Genomic DNA, 16,211 nt, shown 5'->3' with positions numbered 1-16,211 from the left:
GCACACCTCGGCCCATCCCAGCACCCTGGTCTGTCCGGAAAGCCTTGAAGATGCAGCGTTGTGGCTGAGCTCGCAGCGCTCCGAGGCCAAGGCCAAACGGCGGATAACGCCACGCCTTACTCGCCCCATGAAGAGCAGAAGCAGCGCGGACAGAGTCCCTCCTGCGGATGGAGACAGTCAGAGCTTCTCCAGGCACCCCGCGAACTCGTCCGCCAGGTTGCCCAGCAGGTTCTCGTAGCCCCGGGCATCCACCTTCACGCCCACGCCCAGGTCATCCAGCTCGGCCAGGCGCACCGGCAGGCCCTGGCTCAGGGTGTCGGCCAGGCGCGGGCGGATCGGCGGTTCGCTGAAGATGCAGGACGGGCCGGCCTTCTGCAGTTGCGCGCGCATGGCCGCCACGTGGCGAGCACCCGGCTGCACATCGGCGGACACCGCGAAGACGCCTGCATGGCGCAGGCCATAGGCCTCTTCGAAGTAGTCGAAGGCCTCGTGGAAGACGAAGAACGGCTTGCCCTTGAGCGGGTCGATGCGCTGCTGCAGACGGGTGTTGAGCTGGTCCATGCGCTCGTCGAAGGCCTTCAGGTTGGCCTGATAGCGGCTGGCGTTGGCCGGGTCGGCGATGGCCAGGTCCTCGGCCATGCGCGCGGCGATCACCTGGGCGTTGGCCGGCAGCAACCAGAGGTGGGCGTCGATCATGCCGGGGCGGTGGTCATGGTCGTGCCCCAGGTCATCGTGGTCATCGTCATGGTCCGGGTGGTTGGACTCGCTGAAGTCGGCGAACTTGCGCAGGTGCATGCCGGCCTGGTCCTGCAGAGCCACGCTCGGGCCCTGGCGGCTGTCCAGCACCTTGGGCAGGAAGTTCTCCAGGTCCGGGCCGACCCAGTAGAACAACTGCGCATCGCGCACGCGGCGGATGTCGGACGGGCGCAGCGAGTAGCTGTGCGGCGAGGCGCCCGGCGGCAGCAGCACGTCCGGTGCGCCCTCGCCGTCCTGGATGGCGGCGGCGATCAGTTGCAGCGGCTTGATGCTGGTCAGCACGCTGACCTCGGCACGTACGGGGAGGCTGAGCAGCAGCGCGCAGGCGGCGGTCAGCAGGGCGACGGGACGGAAGGACACGGCGGCACTCACACAGGGGAGACATGAAAGAGTAATATAATAACGTCTCTGAACCCGAGCGTCGCCGCGCATGTACAAGATCGCCCCCAAGACTCCCCTCGCCTGCCGTCCGCACGACCACGCCAACTGCGTGGCCAGCGCCCTGGCCGACGCCGATGCGCTGTGCGCGCGCCAGGGCGTGCGCCTGACCGAGCTGCGCCGGCGCGTGCTGGAGCTGGTCTGGGCGAGCCACAAGCCGCTGGGCGCCTACGACATCCTCGCCGTGCTGAGCGAGGAGGACGGCCGCAAAGCGGCGCCGCCGACGGTCTACCGCGCCCTGGACTTCCTCCTGGAAAACGGTCTGGTGCACCGCATCGCCTCGCTCAACGCCTTCATCGGTTGCGCCCATCCCGAACACGCCCATGAAGGCCAGTTCCTGATCTGCCGCGCCTGCCACACGGCCATCGAGCTGGAGCAGCCGGCCATCAGCGAGGCCATCGTCGCCGGCGCCAAGGGTGTCGGTTTCGCCGTGGAAAGCCAGACCGTCGAGATCGTCGGCCTCTGCGGCGCCTGCGCCCCCGGCCAGCGGGAGGCGTGATGAGCGACGCCCTGATCCGCCTGCAAGGCGTCGGCGTCAGTTACGCAGGCCTTGCGGTGCTGCAGAACGTCGACCTGACCATCGCCCCCGGCGAGATCGTCACCCTGATCGGCCCCAACGGTGCCGGCAAGACGACCCTGGTGCGCAGCGTGCTCGGCCTGCTCAAGCCCGACACCGGCAGCGTCTGGCGCCAGCCGAAGCTGTCCATCGGCTACATGCCGCAGAAGCTCCACGTCGACCCGACCCTGCCGCTGACCGTGCTGCGCTTCCTGCGACTGGTCCCCGGCGTGCAGCGCTCCCACGCGCTCGACGCGCTGAAGGAAGTCGGCGCCGCCCACGTCATCGACAAGCCGCTGCAGAGTGTCTCCGGCGGCGAGCTGCAGCGCGTGCTGCTGGCCCGCGCCCTGCTGCGCAAGCCGGAACTGCTGGTGCTCGACGAACCCGTGCAGGGCGTCGACGTCGCAGGGCAAGCCGAGCTGTACCGCCTGATCGGCCGCCTGCGCGACCGCCTCGGCTGCGGCGTGCTGATGGTCTCCCACGACCTGCACCTGGTGATGAGCGCCACCGACAAGGTGGTCTGCCTGAACCGTCACGTCTGCTGCTCCGGGCATCCGGAACAGGTCAGCGGCGACCCGGCCTTCGTCGAGCTGTTCGGCCAGGACGCCCGCAGCCTGGCGGTGTATCACCACCACCACGACCATTCCCACGACCTGCACGGCGAGGTGGTGAAACCCGCCTTCCCCGCCGGCACGCGCTTCACACCGGTCCACCAGCACGGCCCCGACTGCAATCATGGCTGATTTCCTGCTCAACGCCCTCCTCGCCGGGCTGGCCCTGGCGCTGGTCGCCGGCCCCCTGGGTTCGTTCGTCGTCTGGCGGCGCATGGCCTATTTCGGCGACACCCTGTCCCACGCCGCCCTGCTGGGCGTGGCCCTCGGCTTCCTGCTGGACGTCAGCCCGACGTTGGCAGTGACCGTCGGCTGCGTGCTGCTCGCCGTGCTGCTGGTCACCCTGCAGCAGCGCCAGCCGCTGGCCGCCGACACCCTGCTGGGCATCCTCGCCCACAGTACGCTGTCGCTGGGCCTGGTGACCCTGAGCTTCATGAAGGAAGTACGCGTCGACCTGATGGCCTACCTGTTCGGCGACCTGCTCGCCGTCAGCCAGACCGACCTCTTGTGGATCATCGCCGGCAGCGCCCTGGTGCTGGGGCTGATCTGCTGGCTGTGGCGGCCGCTGCTGGCGATCACCGTGCACGAGGAACTGGCGCGGGTCGAAGGCCTGCCGGTGACCGCCATCCGCCTGGCGCTGATGCTGCTGATCGCCATCGTCATCGCCGTGGCCATGAAGATCGTCGGTGTGCTGCTGATCACATCCTTGCTGATCATCCCCGCCGCCGCCGCCCAGCGGCATGCGCGCAGCCCTGAGCAAATGGCCTTCGGCGCGAGTCTGATCGGACTGGTGGCGGTGTGCGCCGGGCTCTCGCTGTCCTGGTTCAAGGACACCCCCGCCGGCCCCTCCATCGTGGTCAGCGCGGCGGCCCTGTTCCTGCTGAGTTTTGTCCTGCCGCGCCGGACGGTGTAGAATTTGGCGATTTTTTGATCAAAAGAGACCCTGACGCATGAAGTCGTTCGTCATCCGCCTGTTCTCGCTGATGGCCCTGGCACTGGCCCTGAGCGCCTGCCAGAGCACCGCGAGCAACCCGGCCGCCAGCAGTGGCTTCGAAACCGAACTGGCCGCCGGCCGTCTGGAATCCGCGCAGCTCAAGCTCGGCTCCGAACAGGAAGACGCCACCCAGCTCGCCGAGCGCCGCCAGCGCCTGGCCGACGCTTACCTCGAGCGCAGCCGCAAGGCGTTGCAGGACGGCGACGTCAACGGCGCCACCACCGCCCTGACCCGCGCCCGCTCGCTGATGCCGCGCGCGCCTGGCGTTGCCGCCGATGTCAGCGGCCTGCAGAAGCCCGCGGCCGTTGCACCGGCCCAGCCCAACTGCACGCCGTAAGCCCCACGGGCGCCCGTCCGTGGCGCCCGTTATTCTCTTTCGTTCCGTGCTTAGCTGAACAAAGATTAATCAGCCATATAAAAGCAGGTTAAAATGCGCGGTTTTGGCTGACCGCCTACGCTCGTTGCCAGCGCTCGTTCATAAAACAGCCCGGCAGCGGGCAGCGTCTCCTCGTACCCACAAGGTTCGCTACGTGATCGAATTCCACCACGTCCACAAGACCTATCGCGTCGCCGGACGCGATATACCGGCCCTGCAGCCGACCCGCCTGACCATCGAAGGCGGCCAGGTCTTCGGCCTGATCGGCCATTCCGGCGCCGGCAAGAGCACCCTGCTGCGCCTGATCAACCGCCTGGAAGAACCCAGCGGCGGGCGCATCGTCATCGACGGCGAAGACATCACCGCCCTGGACGCCGACGGCCTGCGCCGTTTCCGCCAGCGCGTCGGGATGATCTTCCAGCACTTCAACCTGCTGGCCTCCAAGACCGTCGCCGACAACATCGCCATGCCGATGAAGCTCGCCGGCACCTTCAGCGCCGCCGAGATCACCGCGCGGGTGGACGAACTGCTCGCGCGCGTCGGCCTCGAGGACCACGCCCGCAAGTACCCCGCCCAGCTTTCCGGCGGCCAGAAGCAGCGCGTCGGCATCGCCCGCGCGCTGGCCTGCCGGCCGACCATCCTGCTCTGCGACGAGGCCACCAGCGCGCTCGACCCGCAGACCACCGGCCAGGTCCTGCAACTGCTGGCCCAGATCAACCGCGAGCTGAAGCTGACCATCGTCCTGATCACCCACGAGATGGACGTGATCCGCCGTGTCTGCGACCAGGTGGCGGTGATGGACGCCGGCGCCATCGTCGAGCAGGGCCACGTCGCCGACGTGTTCCTCCATCCGCAGCACGAAACCACCCGCCGCTTCGTCTTCGAGGCCGAGCGCGTCGACGAGGACGAGCAGCACGACGACTTCGCCCACGTGCCGGGGCGCATCCTGCGCCTGACCTTCCGCGGCGAGGCGACCTACGCGCCGCTGCTGGGCACCGTCGCGCGCCAGACCGGCGTCGACTACAGCATCCTCGCGGGGCGTATCGACCGCATCAAGGACCAGCCCTACGGCCAGCTCACCCTGTCGCTGGTGGGCGGTGATATCGACGCTGCCGTGGCGCAGCTGAACGCCGCCGAAGTCCACGTCGAGGTGCTGCGCACATGAATGCTTTCTTTGAAAACCTGGGCTTTGTGAATATCGACTGGTCCGAGATCCTCCAAGCCAGCATCGACACCTTCTGGATGCTCGGCGGTTCGCTGTTGTTCACCATCGTCCTGGGCCTGCCGCTGGGCGTGCTGCTGTTCCTCACCGGGCCCAGGCAGATGTTCGAGAACCGCGCGGTGTACGCCCTGCTGTCCTTCGTGGTGAACGTGCTGCGCTCGCTGCCCTTCATCATCCTGCTGATCGTGATGATCCCGTTCACCGTGCTGGTCACCGGCACCTCGCTGGGCGTCGCCGGGGCCATCCCGCCGCTGGTGGTGGGCGCCACGCCGTTCTTCGCGCGCCTGGTGGAAACCGCGCTGCGCGAGGTGGACAAGGGCATCATCGAAGCGACCCAGGCGATGGGCGCCAGCACCCGCCAGATCATCTGGAACGCGCTGCTGCCCGAGGCCCGTCCGGGCATCATCGCCGCCGTCACCGTCACCGCCATCACCCTGGTGTCCTACACCGCGATGGCCGGCGTGGTCGGCGCCGGCGGCCTCGGCGACCTGGCCATCCGCTTCGGCTACCAGCGTTTCCAGACCGACGTCATGGTGGTCACCGTGGTGATGCTGCTGGTGCTCGTACAGATCCTGCAGACCGTCGGCGACAAGCTGGTGGTCCACTATTCCCGCAAGTAACCGCACGGCCCGCCGGACGCGGGCTTTTCTCAGGAGCCAACAATGAAAAAACTGCTCGCCGCTTTCGCCGCCGTCGCAGCCATCTCCGCCCCGCTGGCCCAGGCCACCGACAGCCTGACCGTCGCCGCCACCCCGGTGCCGCACGCCGAGATCCTCAACTTCGTCAAACCCATGCTGGCCAAAGAAGGCGTGGAACTGAAGGTCAAGGAGTTCACCGACTACGTGCAGCCCAACACCCAGGTGGCCGAGAAGCGCCTGGACGCCAACTTCTTCCAGCACCAGCCGTACCTGGATGAGTTCAACAAGTCCAAGGGCACCCACCTGGTGGCCGTGACCGGCGTGCACATCGAGCCGCTGGGCGTCTACTCCAGCAAGATCAAGAAGCTCGACGAGCTGCCGGCCGGCGCCACCGTGGTCATCCCCAACGACGCCACCAACGGCGGCCGCGCCCTGCTGCTGCTGGACAAGGCCGGTGTGATCAAGCTCAAGGACAACACGTCCATCACCGCCACCCCGAAAGACATCGTCGAGAACCCGAAGAGCATCAAGGTGCGTGAACTGGAAGCGGCCACCCTGCCGCGCGTGCTGACCCAGGTCGACCTGGCCCTGATCAACACCAACTACGCCCTGGAAGCCAAGCTGAACCCCACCAAGGACGCGCTGGCCATCGAAGGCGCCGACTCGCCCTACGTGAACATCCTGGTTGCCCGCCCGGACAACAAGGACAGCGCCGCCATGCAGAAACTGGCCGCCGCCCTGCACAGCCCCGAGGTGAAGCAGTTCATCCTCGAGAAGTACAAGGGCGCCGTGGTTCCGGCGTTCTGATCGCCGCGAAGCTGACACTCAAGAAAGCCCGGTCGAATGACCGGGCTTTTTCGTTTATGGCATTCCGCTTTCCGACGTTGGGGCTTTTGGGCTTTTGGCATTTTTGTAGGAGCGAGCTTGCTCGCGAACCCGCCCACCGTCAGCGCTACCGGCAAACGCTGTTCGCGAGCAAGCTCGCTCCTACAGACCCTGCTCGGCCGCATGGCGCGGATGGCTCTATTCCACCGCTTTGGACGATTTTTCGCCAACCTTCCTTGCATATTTTCCATGCTGCAAAGGAATCGATTTTTTACCGATTCGCGCAAAGCCACGGCTGGCGGGGCCTGCAGCGATCCGACAAAAAAATATAGCACTAAAAGTTATTTAAACAATAGAAACAATCACTTCAAGACCTAAGACGCTCCGCCAATCATGCAGGTCCGTTCCAAGCGCAACGCAGAGCCGCGCAGACCTGCAAGAAGATCGTTCATGGCCCAACCCCAGCATGCCCTCGCGCCGGATGCCTTCCTGCGCCACGTGCCCGGCGGCGACCTGGTCGATCTCGGCCGTCCACTGCTCCACGCGCTGGAACTGGGCCGCCACGTACCGGTGAAAGCCCGCGCACTGAGCCGCCGCGAAGCCGTCCTGCTCGGTCTGTTCGCGCTTACGCTGCACGGCGCGGTGATCTACTGGCTGAGCCGGCAGCCCACCCCGCAACTGCCGGAGGTGCCGCCACAGGTCCCGCCGATGACCATCGAGTTCACCGCACCGACGCCGCCGGTGGTCGAGCCGCCACCGCCCGAGCCGATTCCCGAGCCGGTGGTGCAGGAGCCGCCGCCCCCCGTGGTGGACGAGAACGCGGTGAAACCGCCGCCGCCCAAGCCGGTCCCCAAACCCAAGCCGAAACCGGTGGCCAAGCCCAAACCCGTGCCCAAGCCGGTCGAGCAGCCCGCACCGCCCAAGGCAGAGACCCCGCCGCCCCCGGCACCGCCCGCCCCGGCGGCACCGGCTCCGGCCCCGCTGACGCCGCCCTCGGCCAGCGCCGGTTACCTGAAGAACCCGGCGCCGGAATACCCGCCCCTGGCCCAGCGCCGTGGCTGGGAAGGCACCGTGCTGCTGCGCGTGCGCGTGCTCGCCAGCGGTAGCCCGAGCGAGATCCAGGTGCAGAAGAGCAGCGGCCGCGACGCCCTGGACGATGCCGCGGTACGCGCGGTGAAACGCTGGAGCTTCGTCCCCGCCAAGCGCGGCGACGTGGCCCAGGACGGCTGGGTCAGCGTACCCATCGACTTCAAATTGCATTGATTCCATTTGCCCAGATCAGCCGCACGAGAAACGCGGAAGGAGAACACCCATGAGTCTGCCCCTGAACCCACTGGAATCCGTCGAAGGCGCAGTCATCTGGCTGCTGGTCGGCTTCTCCGTCGTCACCTGGGCCCTGGCCCTGGTGAAAGGCGTCCAGTTCACCCGCCAGAAGGCCCAGGACAAGCGCTTCCAGAAGCAGTTCTGGAGCGCCACCAGCCTCGAGTCGGCCGGTGACCAGGCCGCCGGCAAGCCCGGCGCCGGCGCCCGCGTGGCCCAGGCTGGTTTCGCCGCCATCCAGGTGCAGGACCACGGCCAGCCGGACCTGGCCCAGTCGATCAACCATCAGGACCGTCTCGAACGCGCCCTGCGCCAGCAGATCCAGCGCGAGCGCCGCTCCCTGGAATCCGGCCTGGCGGTGCTCGCCTCGATCGGCTCCACCTCGCCCTTCATCGGCCTGTTCGGCACCGTGTGGGGCATCATGGAAGCGCTCAAGGGCATCAGCGCGGCCGGCTCCGCCAGCCTCGAAACCGTCGCCGGCCCCATTGGCAGTGCGTTGATCGCCACCGGCGTGGGTATCGCCGTCGCCGTGCCGGCGGTACTGGTCTACAACTACTTCCTCCGTCGCCTGAAGCTCACCGCGGCCGACCTCGACGACTTCGCCCACGACTTCTACAGCCTCGCGCAGAAGAGCGCCTTCCGCGTCGTCAGCCTGCCCACCGCCGCGCGCAAACCGGCTGCCGGCGCCAGCGTGAAGGAGGCGAGCTGACATGGCCTTCTCGACCCAGGACAGCGACGAGGTTCTCTCCGAGATCAACGTGACCCCGCTGGTGGACGTGATGCTGGTGCTGCTGGTGGTGTTCATCGTCACCGCGCCGCTGCTGACCAACGCCATCCCGATCAACCTGCCGAAGACCGAGGCGGTGGCCCCGCCGGAGCAGAAGGACCCGCTGGTGGTGAGCATCGACGGTACCGGCAAGTGGTTCATCAACAAGGACGAGATCCAGCCGGAGCTGCTGCAGAGCAATCTGGCGGCGGCCAAGGCGAAAGATGCCGAACTGCGCGTGCAGTTGCAGGCGGACGAAGGGGTGAACTACGGCCAGGTGGCCAAGGCCATGGCCTCCATCGAGAAGGCCGGGATCACCAGGCTGGCGGTAATTACTGCGCGTTGAGGAAGCTGTAAAACCCTTGAAATAGAGCGGGTGTACAACGGGTCTTCCACAACAAGGCAAGCTTCAAGGTCGCTCACCCATTACTCAGGCAGGGGTGAGCGGCCTTTTTTATTCCCGACATCCGTCGGGGTTCGCGAGCAAGCTCGCTCCTACGAAGAGCGGGCTCGGCCTGAAACTGTAGGAGCGAGCTTGCTCGCGAACCGCTCCGTCCCGATCCCTGCGGACGGAGTCGGCCCAAGGCCGATACGGTGGGGTAGACATAGAATCCCCTGCGGTTGCCCCACCCGCCACCGCCGCCGTTCGTCGTCATCCCCGCTCCGGCGATATCCCTTTGCCCGTCAGGGCCTTCCGCGCCTCCCGCGCTTACACTAAGTTGATGACAGTCAGGAGACCTGAGGGGTACCGCATGACATCGTCTCCCGCTTCGGAAGGCCCGTTCTATCCGCCGACACTGGGGGTGCCGGAACGCTTCACACCCGCACAGCTACGCGCCTCGCTCGACATCACCATGAGCGAACACGGCGCCGGCCCGGTGTGGCTGTTCGCCTACGGCTCGCTGATCTGGCGCCCGGAGTTCCCGGTGGCCGAGGCACGCCGCGCACGGGTGCATGGCTACCATCGCGGCCTCTACCTGTGGTCCCTCACCCACCGCGGCACACCGGAGGCACCGGGGCTGGTGCTGGGCCTGGATCGCGGCGGTTCCTGTGCCGGCTTCGCCTTCCGCCTGCCTGACGACAACCTCGACGCCAACCTCTACGCGCTCTGGGAACGGGAGATGCCCTACGCCTCCTACCGCCCGGAATGGCTGAACTGCCGCCTCGACGACGGCAGTCGCGTGCGCGCCCTGGGCTTCGTCCTCGAACGCCACCTGCCCAGCTACGCCGGTTCCCTGCCCGACAACATCGTCCAGCACGTGCTCGACAGTGCCCAGGGCCACTTCGGCACCACCCGCGACTACGTCGAGCAGACCGCCCGCGCCCTGCGCGACTACGCCATGCCCGACCTCAACCTGGAAGGCATCCTGGCGCGCTGCTACCCGCTGCGCCGGGTGCAGGACTGACGGTCTTATCTCCATTCGTTAGATGAAAATATTGCATAAGCAAAGAATTTCTTATTCCTTAACGAATATTAAAACACTCCCTAGAATACCTTCTCATGACGATTCGAGAGGGCCGCTCCATGCGCAACGAACGCATCCGCTACCTGATCGTGCCGGGCTGGCACGGCTCCGAGGACGCCCATTGGCAGAGCCACTGGCAGCGCGCCCTGCCCAATGCCGCGCGGGTGCGGCAGGATGACTGGATCAGCCCGCAACGCGCCGACTGGATCGCCGAACTGGACCGCGAGATTCGCCGCGAGCCCGGCCGCGTGGTGCTGATCGCCCACAGCCTGGGCTGCGTGACCGTCGCCGCCTGGGCCACCCGCGCCGACCGCCGCGCATTGGCGCAGGTCGCCGGCGCCCTGCTGGTGGCGCCGGCGGACGTGGAGCGGGAAACCTGCCACGAGGCGCTGCGCAACTTCGCCCCCATCGCCGCACAATCGCTGCCCTTCCCCAGCGTGCTGGTGGGGTCGGACAACGATACCGCGTGCAGCCCGCAGCGCGCGCTGATCCTCGGCCGCGCCTGGGGCGCCGAGACGGTGATCCTGCCGGCGGCCGGGCACATCAACGTGAAATCCGGGCACGGCGCCTGGGAAGCCGGCTATCGTCATCTGTATCGCCTGCAGTATCTGATCGACCAGCAGTCGCGCCAGCGCGCCTGAAGCACGCTTCCGGGTGCGGTGTGACCATCGCGCCTATCCCATCGCGACGCGGATTCGACTAGGGTGAGGCAAAGCCCCCCGTCGGAGACCGCCATGCCACCGTTGCACGACCTGTCCGCCGTCGAACTGCTGGCCCTGTACCGCTCGCACCAGCTCTCACCCGTCGAGTATTTCGAGCACCTGATCGCCCATATCGAGCGCTGGGAGCCGCACCTTTGCGCGCTCTACACCTTCGACCCGCAGCGCGCGCTGGAACAGGCGCGGCGCTCCGAGGCGCGCTGGATTCGCTGTGCCCCCTGCGGCGAGCTGGATGGCGTGCCGGTGACCATCAAGGAACTGATCGCCACCACCGGCGACCCGATTCCCCAGGGCAGCGCCGCCACCCTGCTGCAACCGGCGACCTGCGACGCGCCGCCCGCCGCGCGCATGTTCGAGGCCGGCGCGATCCTGCTGGGCAAGACCACGGTGCCGGACTTCGGCATGCTCTCCTCCGGGCTTTCCAGCTTCCACCCACTGACGCGCAACCCCTGGGACCTGCGCATGAACCCGGGCGGCTCCAGCGCCGGCGCCGCCTCGGCCGCAGCGGCAGGCTACGGGCCGCTGCACATCGGCACCGACATCGGCGGCTCGGTGCGCCTGCCCGCCGGCTGGTGCGGACTGGTCGGCTTCAAGCCGAGCCTCGGGCGGATTCCCATCGACCCGTACTACAGCGGGCGTTGCGCCGGGCCGATGACGCGCACCCTGGACGATGCGGCGCTGATGATGCAGCACCTGTCCCGCCCCGACTGGCGCGACGCCACCGCCCTGCCCCCGACGGAGCTGGACTGGCACATCCAGCCTGCCGACGTGCGCGGCCTGCGCCTTGGCCTGCAGCTCGACCCCGGCTGCGGCCTGCAACCCGAGCCCGAGGTGTGCGCCGCCGTGGAAGCCGTCGCACGGCGCTTCGCCGCCGCCGGCGCGGAGATCGTCGAAGTCCGGCCGATTCTCGACCGCGAGTTGCTGGAGGGGCTGGATCACTTCTGGCGCGCCCGTCTCTGGGCCGAACTGGAAAACCTGCCGGCCGAGCGCCAGGCCAGGGTGCTGCCTTATATCTTCCAATGGGCGGAGGGCGGCGCGGCGGTCTCCGGCGCCGACGCGGTGCGCGGCTTCAACCGCACCTTCGAGATACGCAGGCGCGCCGCCGCGCAGTTCCAGGACATCGACTTCCTGCTCTCGCCGACCAATCAGGTGGCCGCCTTCCCCGCCGAGTTCGCCTCGCCCACCAACGACCCGGCGCGGCCCTTCGAGCACATCGGCTTCACCGTGCCGTGGAACATGTCCGAGCAGCCGGCACTCTCGATCCACTGCGATTCCACCACCGAGGGCATGCCCATAGGCCTGCAGATCGTCGGCCCGCGCTTCGCCGACCTCGAGGTGCTGCGCCTGGCCAAGACCTGGGAGCGCTGGCGCGGTCCCGTCGCGCATTGGCCTCAGCCTCCGCGTACCGGCTAAGCTCTGAGCACACGCCGAGCACAAGGACTCGATCGCGCGCCCATGCAGTATTCCGCCTACATCGCCCACCTCCTGGTACTGGTCCAGCTCCTGGGCATCATCGCCGCGGTGCACGCCGTACTCACCGTGCGCACGGCCCAGGGCGCCATCGCCTGGGCGACTTCGCTGGTATTCATGCCGCTGCTGACCCTGGTGCCCTACCTGGTGTTCGGCCGCAGCCGCTTCGACGCCTACATCGGCGCGCGCCGGCAGGCCAACGAGGAAATGCACGTGGCCGCCGCCGAACTGGACTGGCGGCCCTGGGTCGAGGGAGCCCTGGCGGCGCGCCAGTACGATGGCTACAAGGCGCTCAAGGCGATGGTCGGGCTGGCGCGCATGCCGACCCTGGCGAACAACCACGTGCGCCTGCTGGTGAACGGCAAGGCGTCGTTCGAGGCCATGTTCGAGGCCATCTCCGCGGCGAAGAAAGTCGTGCTGGTGCAGTTCTTCATCATCCGCGACGACGCCCTCGGCCAACGCCTGGCCGACCTGCTGCTGGAGCGCGCGGCCAACGGCGTGGACGTGTTCCTGCTCTACGACGGCATCGGCAGCCACGCCCTGCCCGGCCGCTACGCCGAACGCCTGCGCCAGCGCGGCGTGCAGGTGCATGCCTTCAGCACCGGCAGCGGGATGCTCAACCGCTTCCAGGTGAACTTCCGCAACCACCGCAAGATCGTGGTGGTCGACGGTGTGCGCGGGTTCGTCGGCGGGCACAACGTCGGCGTCGAATATCTGGGCGAAAAGCCGCCGCTGTCGCCCTGGCGCGACACCCATATCGAACTGCGCGGCCCGGCGGTGGCGTGCCTGCAGGAGTGCTTCGCCGAAGACTGGTACTGGGCCAGCCACACGCTGCCGACGCTGATCCTGCCCAAGGCCTACGAAGAGTCGGGGATGCTCTGCCAGGTGGTACCCAGCGGTCCGGCGGACCCGCAGGAAACCTGCTCGCTGTTCTTCGTCGAGGCGATCAATGTGGCAGTGGAGCGCATCTGGATCACCACGCCGTACTTCGTGCCGGACGAGGCGGTGGCCGCCGCGCTACGCCTGGCGGTGCTGCGCGGGGTGGACGTGCGCATCCTGCTGCCGTCGCGGCCCGACCACAGGACGGTGTACGCCGCCTCCAGTCTCTACGCGCTGGAAGCCGTGCGCGCGGGCATCCGTATCTTCCGCTACCAGCCCGGATTCCTGCACCAGAAGGTGGTGCTGATCGACCGCGACGGCGCGGCGGTGGGCAGCGCCAACCTGGACAACCGCTCGTTCCGGCTGAACTTCGAAATCATGGTGGTGACCGTCGACGAAGGCTTCGCCCGGGACGTGGAGCGCATGCTGGAGGCGGACTTCGAACAGTCGGTGGAGATGAACCTGGACGACCGCAAGCGCCTGCACCGGTTGCAGCAGTTGGGCATGCGGGTGGCGCGGCTGGTGTCGCCGATTCTCTGAAGGTTCGCAGCAGGGATGTTCGCGAGCAAGCTCGCTTACGAAGAGCGAATGCGCCATCACCCTGTAGGAGCGAGCTTGCTCGCGAACGCTTCTGACGCACAAAAGAAAACGCCCGGTTCACTCGCGTGAGCCGGGCGTTTCTTTCTCTAGCGCGAGGTCATCAGGCTGGCGCGGAGGAGCGGATCAGGTGGTCGAAGGCGGAGAGCGACGCTTTGGCGCCTTCGCCGACCGCGATCACGATCTGCTTGTACGGTACGGTGGTCACGTCACCGGCGGCGAAGATGCCCGGCAGCGAGGTCTCGCCGCGAGCGTCGACGATGATCTCGCCACGCGGGGTCAGCTCGATGGTGCCCTTGAGCCATTCGCTGTTGGGCAGCAGGCCGATCTGCACGAAGATGCCTTCCAGGTCGATGGACTTGAACTCTTCCGAGTTGCGGTCCTTGTAGACCAGGCCGGTGACCTTCTGGCCATCGCCTTTCACTTCGCTGGTCAGCGCGCTGGTGATCACTTCCACGTTCGGCAGGCTGAACAGCTTGCGTTGCAGCACGGCATCGGCGCGCAGCTTGCTGTCGAACTCCAGCAGGGTCACGTGGGACACGATGCCGGCCAGGTCGATGGCCGCCTCGACACCGGAGTTGCCGCCGCCGATCACCGCCACGCGCTTGCCCTTGAACAGCGGGCCGTCGCAGTGCGGGCAGAAGCACACGCCCTTGGCCTTGTATTCCTTCTCGCCCGGCACGCCCATTTCGCGCCAGCGGGCGCCGGTAGCCAGGATCACCGACTTGGCCTTCAGGCTGCCGCCGCCCTCGAACTGCACTTCGTGCAGGCCGCCAGCGGTCTTCGCCGGGATCAGCGCGCTGGCACGCTGCAGGTTCATGATGTCGACGTCGTAGTGCTTGACGTGCTCTTCCAGCTGGCGAGCCAGTTTCGGACCTTCGGTCTCGGTCACCGAGATGAAGTTCTCGATGGCCATGGTGTCCAGCACCTGGCCGCCGAAACGCTCGGCGGCAACGCCGGTGCGGATGCCCTTGCGGGCGGCGTAGATCGCCGCCGCGGCGCCCGCCGGGCCACCGCCGACGACCAGCACGTCGAACTCTTCCTTGGCCGACAGCTTCTCGGCTTCGCGGGCAGCGGCGCCGGTGTCGATCTTGGCGAGGATTTCTTCCACGCCCATGCGGCCCTGGCCGAACACTTCACCGTTGAGGTAGATGCTCGGCACAGCCATCACCTGGCGGCGCTCGACTTCTTCCTGGAACAGCGCGCCGTCGATGGCGACGTGGCGGATGTTCGGGTTGAGCACGGCCATCAGGTTCAGCGCCTGGACCACGTCCGGGCAGTTCTGGCAGGACAGCGAGAAATAGGTTTCGAACTCGAACGAACCCTGGATGCCCTTGATCTGCTCGATCACGTCGGCTTCGAGCTTGGACGGGTGGCCGCCGACCTGCAGCAGCGCCAGCACCAGGGAGGTGAATTCGTGGCCCATGGGGATGCCGGCGAAAGCCAGGCCGATGTTCGCCCCCGGGCGGTTCAGCGAGAAGGACGGCTTGCGCTCGTCGCTGCCATCTTCACGCAGGGTGATCTTGTCGGTCAGGCCGACGATTTCGTGCAGCAGCTCGCTCATCTCGCGGGATTTGTCGCCGTCATCGAGGGACGCGACGATTTCGAAAGGCTGCTGGACCTTTTCCAGATAAGCCTTCAACTGGGTTTTAAGCGTGGCGTCCAACATGATTCAGATCCTCGGAATCAGAGCAAAGGGGTTCCCCGGCGAGCTTTTCAGCCCACCCTACGCACGCTTTTGGCTTTAGGTAGGGAGGATGCCGGTAGGCATCCTCGGGGTGTTGCCAAACGGCTCGGGAAGCTTCGTGGGCGGGCGCCCGGTGGTTGCGTGGCGGGAGCCGCCGCGCAACCGCTTCCCGGTCGTTCTTAGATCTTGCCGACCAGGTCCAGGGAAGGAGCCAGGGTCTTCTCGCCTTCTTTCCACTTGGCCGGGCAGACTTCGCCCGGGTGAGCGGCGGTGTACTGGGCAGCCTTCAGCTTGCGCAGGGTTTCGCCGACGTCACGAGCGATCTCGTTGGAGTGGATTTCGACGGTCTTGATCACGCCTTCCGGGTTGATCACGAAGGTACCGCGCAGGGCCAGGCCTTCTTCCGGGATGTGTACGCCGAAGGCGTTGGTCAGCTGGTGGGTCGGGTCGCCGATCAGCGGGAACTGAGCCTTGCCCACGGCCGGGGAGGTTTCGTGCCACACCTTGTGGGAGAAGTGGGTGTCGGTGGTAACGATGTAGACCTCGGTACCGGCGTCACGGAATGCGGAGTAGTTGTTGGCGGCGTCTTCGATCTCGGTCGGGCAGTTGAAGGTGAAGGCTGCCGGCATGAAGATCAGAACCGACCAGTGGCCCTTGAGGGACTCTTCGGTGACTTCGATGAACTTGCCATTGTGGAAAGCGTTGACCTTGAACGGTTGAACGGCGGTGTTGATCAGGTTCATTAGGCAATTCCTCGTAGAGAGTTGTCGTTTAATCGAGTGGTCGATCAGTTGAAATTCGACAGGGGCAAGATTATCGCCTGATGACAGGAAAGGCCCATTGATTTAGGGCATCATCTAGATTGAGTGTATCTATCAATAGATATATATA

Annotated in this window: 17 protein-coding genes; 14 read left to right on the top strand and 3 right to left on the bottom strand. The window is 66.7% G+C overall.

The window, feature by feature from the left end:
* Positions 1 to 177: 177 nt before the first annotated feature.
* Complete coding sequence (znuA, locus tag ACYCAX_RS23655; protein ID WP_294972216.1) at positions 178 to 1,116, bottom strand: zinc ABC transporter substrate-binding protein ZnuA; 939 nt, start codon at positions 1,114 to 1,116, stop codon at positions 178 to 180.
* A gap of 70 nt (positions 1,117 to 1,186) precedes the next feature.
* Here znuA and zur point away from each other — a divergent pair, with 70 nt between their 5' ends.
* The 14 genes from zur (at position 1,187) to cls (ending at position 13,576) form a co-directional block, all read left to right on the top strand.
* Positions 1,187 to 1,693, top strand: a complete 507-nt coding sequence (gene zur / locus ACYCAX_RS23650) for a zinc uptake transcriptional repressor Zur (RefSeq protein ID WP_015474971.1) — start codon at positions 1,187 to 1,189, stop codon at positions 1,691 to 1,693.
* On the top strand, positions 1,693 to 2,493 hold the full coding sequence (gene znuC, locus ACYCAX_RS23645; RefSeq protein ID WP_294972222.1) for a zinc ABC transporter ATP-binding protein ZnuC: 801 nt from the start codon (positions 1,693 to 1,695) through the stop codon (positions 2,491 to 2,493). The genes zur and znuC overlap by 1 nt, the downstream gene beginning before the upstream one ends.
* On the top strand, positions 2,486 to 3,274 hold the full coding sequence (znuB, locus tag ACYCAX_RS23640; protein WP_015474969.1) for a zinc ABC transporter permease subunit ZnuB: 789 nt from the start codon (positions 2,486 to 2,488) through the stop codon (positions 3,272 to 3,274). Before znuC ends, znuB begins: the two co-directional genes overlap by 8 nt.
* 37 nt (positions 3,275 to 3,311) lie before the next feature.
* Positions 3,312 to 3,692, top strand: coding sequence for a hypothetical protein (locus tag ACYCAX_RS23635; protein WP_294972228.1), 381 nt, complete (start codon positions 3,312 to 3,314; stop codon positions 3,690 to 3,692).
* Between the two features lie 193 nt (positions 3,693 to 3,885).
* Positions 3,886 to 4,896, top strand: a complete 1,011-nt coding sequence (locus ACYCAX_RS23630; RefSeq protein WP_015474967.1) for a methionine ABC transporter ATP-binding protein — start codon at positions 3,886 to 3,888, stop codon at positions 4,894 to 4,896.
* The gene (locus ACYCAX_RS23625) at positions 4,893 to 5,573 is read left to right on the top strand and encodes a methionine ABC transporter permease (RefSeq protein WP_015474966.1); all 681 of its coding nucleotides are present in this window, start codon (positions 4,893 to 4,895) and stop codon (positions 5,571 to 5,573) included. The genes ACYCAX_RS23630 and ACYCAX_RS23625 overlap by 4 nt, the downstream gene beginning before the upstream one ends.
* Positions 5,574 to 5,615: 42 nt before the next feature.
* Entirely contained in the window at positions 5,616 to 6,398 is a 783-nt protein-coding gene (locus ACYCAX_RS23620; protein ID WP_015474965.1) for a MetQ/NlpA family ABC transporter substrate-binding protein, read from the top strand.
* Positions 6,399 to 6,866: 468 nt separating this feature from the next.
* Entirely contained in the window at positions 6,867 to 7,679 is an 813-nt protein-coding gene (locus ACYCAX_RS23615; protein ID WP_460248970.1) for an energy transducer TonB, read from the top strand.
* A gap of 49 nt (positions 7,680 to 7,728) precedes the next feature.
* Positions 7,729 to 8,445 (top strand): MotA/TolQ/ExbB proton channel family protein, encoded by a 717-nt coding sequence (locus ACYCAX_RS23610; RefSeq protein WP_460248969.1) that lies wholly within the window; start codon positions 7,729 to 7,731, stop codon positions 8,443 to 8,445.
* A gap of 1 nt (position 8,446) precedes the next feature.
* Positions 8,447 to 8,848 carry an ExbD/TolR family protein gene (locus ACYCAX_RS23605; RefSeq protein WP_460248968.1) on the top strand — a complete coding sequence of 134 codons (402 nt, stop codon included), beginning with the start codon at positions 8,447 to 8,449 and terminating at the stop codon, positions 8,846 to 8,848.
* Positions 8,849 to 9,254: 406 nt separating this feature from the next.
* On the top strand, positions 9,255 to 9,908 hold the full coding sequence (locus ACYCAX_RS23600; protein ID WP_460248967.1) for a gamma-glutamylcyclotransferase: 654 nt from the start codon (positions 9,255 to 9,257) through the stop codon (positions 9,906 to 9,908).
* Positions 9,909 to 10,027: 119 nt separating this feature from the next.
* Complete coding sequence (locus ACYCAX_RS23595; protein WP_294975131.1) at positions 10,028 to 10,609, top strand: alpha/beta hydrolase; 582 nt, start codon at positions 10,028 to 10,030, stop codon at positions 10,607 to 10,609.
* Between the two features lie 93 nt (positions 10,610 to 10,702).
* Positions 10,703 to 12,100, top strand: coding sequence for an amidase (locus ACYCAX_RS23590; protein ID WP_015474959.1), 1,398 nt, complete (start codon positions 10,703 to 10,705; stop codon positions 12,098 to 12,100).
* Between the two features lie 42 nt (positions 12,101 to 12,142).
* Positions 12,143 to 13,576 carry a cardiolipin synthase gene (gene cls, locus ACYCAX_RS23585; RefSeq protein ID WP_460248966.1) on the top strand — a complete coding sequence of 478 codons (1,434 nt, stop codon included), beginning with the start codon at positions 12,143 to 12,145 and terminating at the stop codon, positions 13,574 to 13,576.
* 160 nt (positions 13,577 to 13,736) lie between these two features.
* Here the strand turns inward: cls and ahpF are convergent, their stop codons facing one another.
* Both ahpF and ahpC read right to left on the bottom strand, forming a co-directional pair.
* Complete coding sequence (gene ahpF / locus ACYCAX_RS23580; RefSeq protein ID WP_460248964.1) at positions 13,737 to 15,302, bottom strand: alkyl hydroperoxide reductase subunit F; 1,566 nt, start codon at positions 15,300 to 15,302, stop codon at positions 13,737 to 13,739.
* 197 nt (positions 15,303 to 15,499) lie between these two features.
* Positions 15,500 to 16,063 (bottom strand): alkyl hydroperoxide reductase subunit C, encoded by a 564-nt coding sequence (gene ahpC / locus ACYCAX_RS23575; RefSeq protein WP_294975066.1) that lies wholly within the window; start codon positions 16,061 to 16,063, stop codon positions 15,500 to 15,502.
* Positions 16,064 to 16,211: the final 148 nt, after the last annotated feature.

This window comes from Pseudomonas sp. MT3 (genome assembly GCF_054720805.1).
Note: the sequence above shows the minus strand (reverse complement) of the source record. Positions and strands in the feature narration are given on the sequence as shown.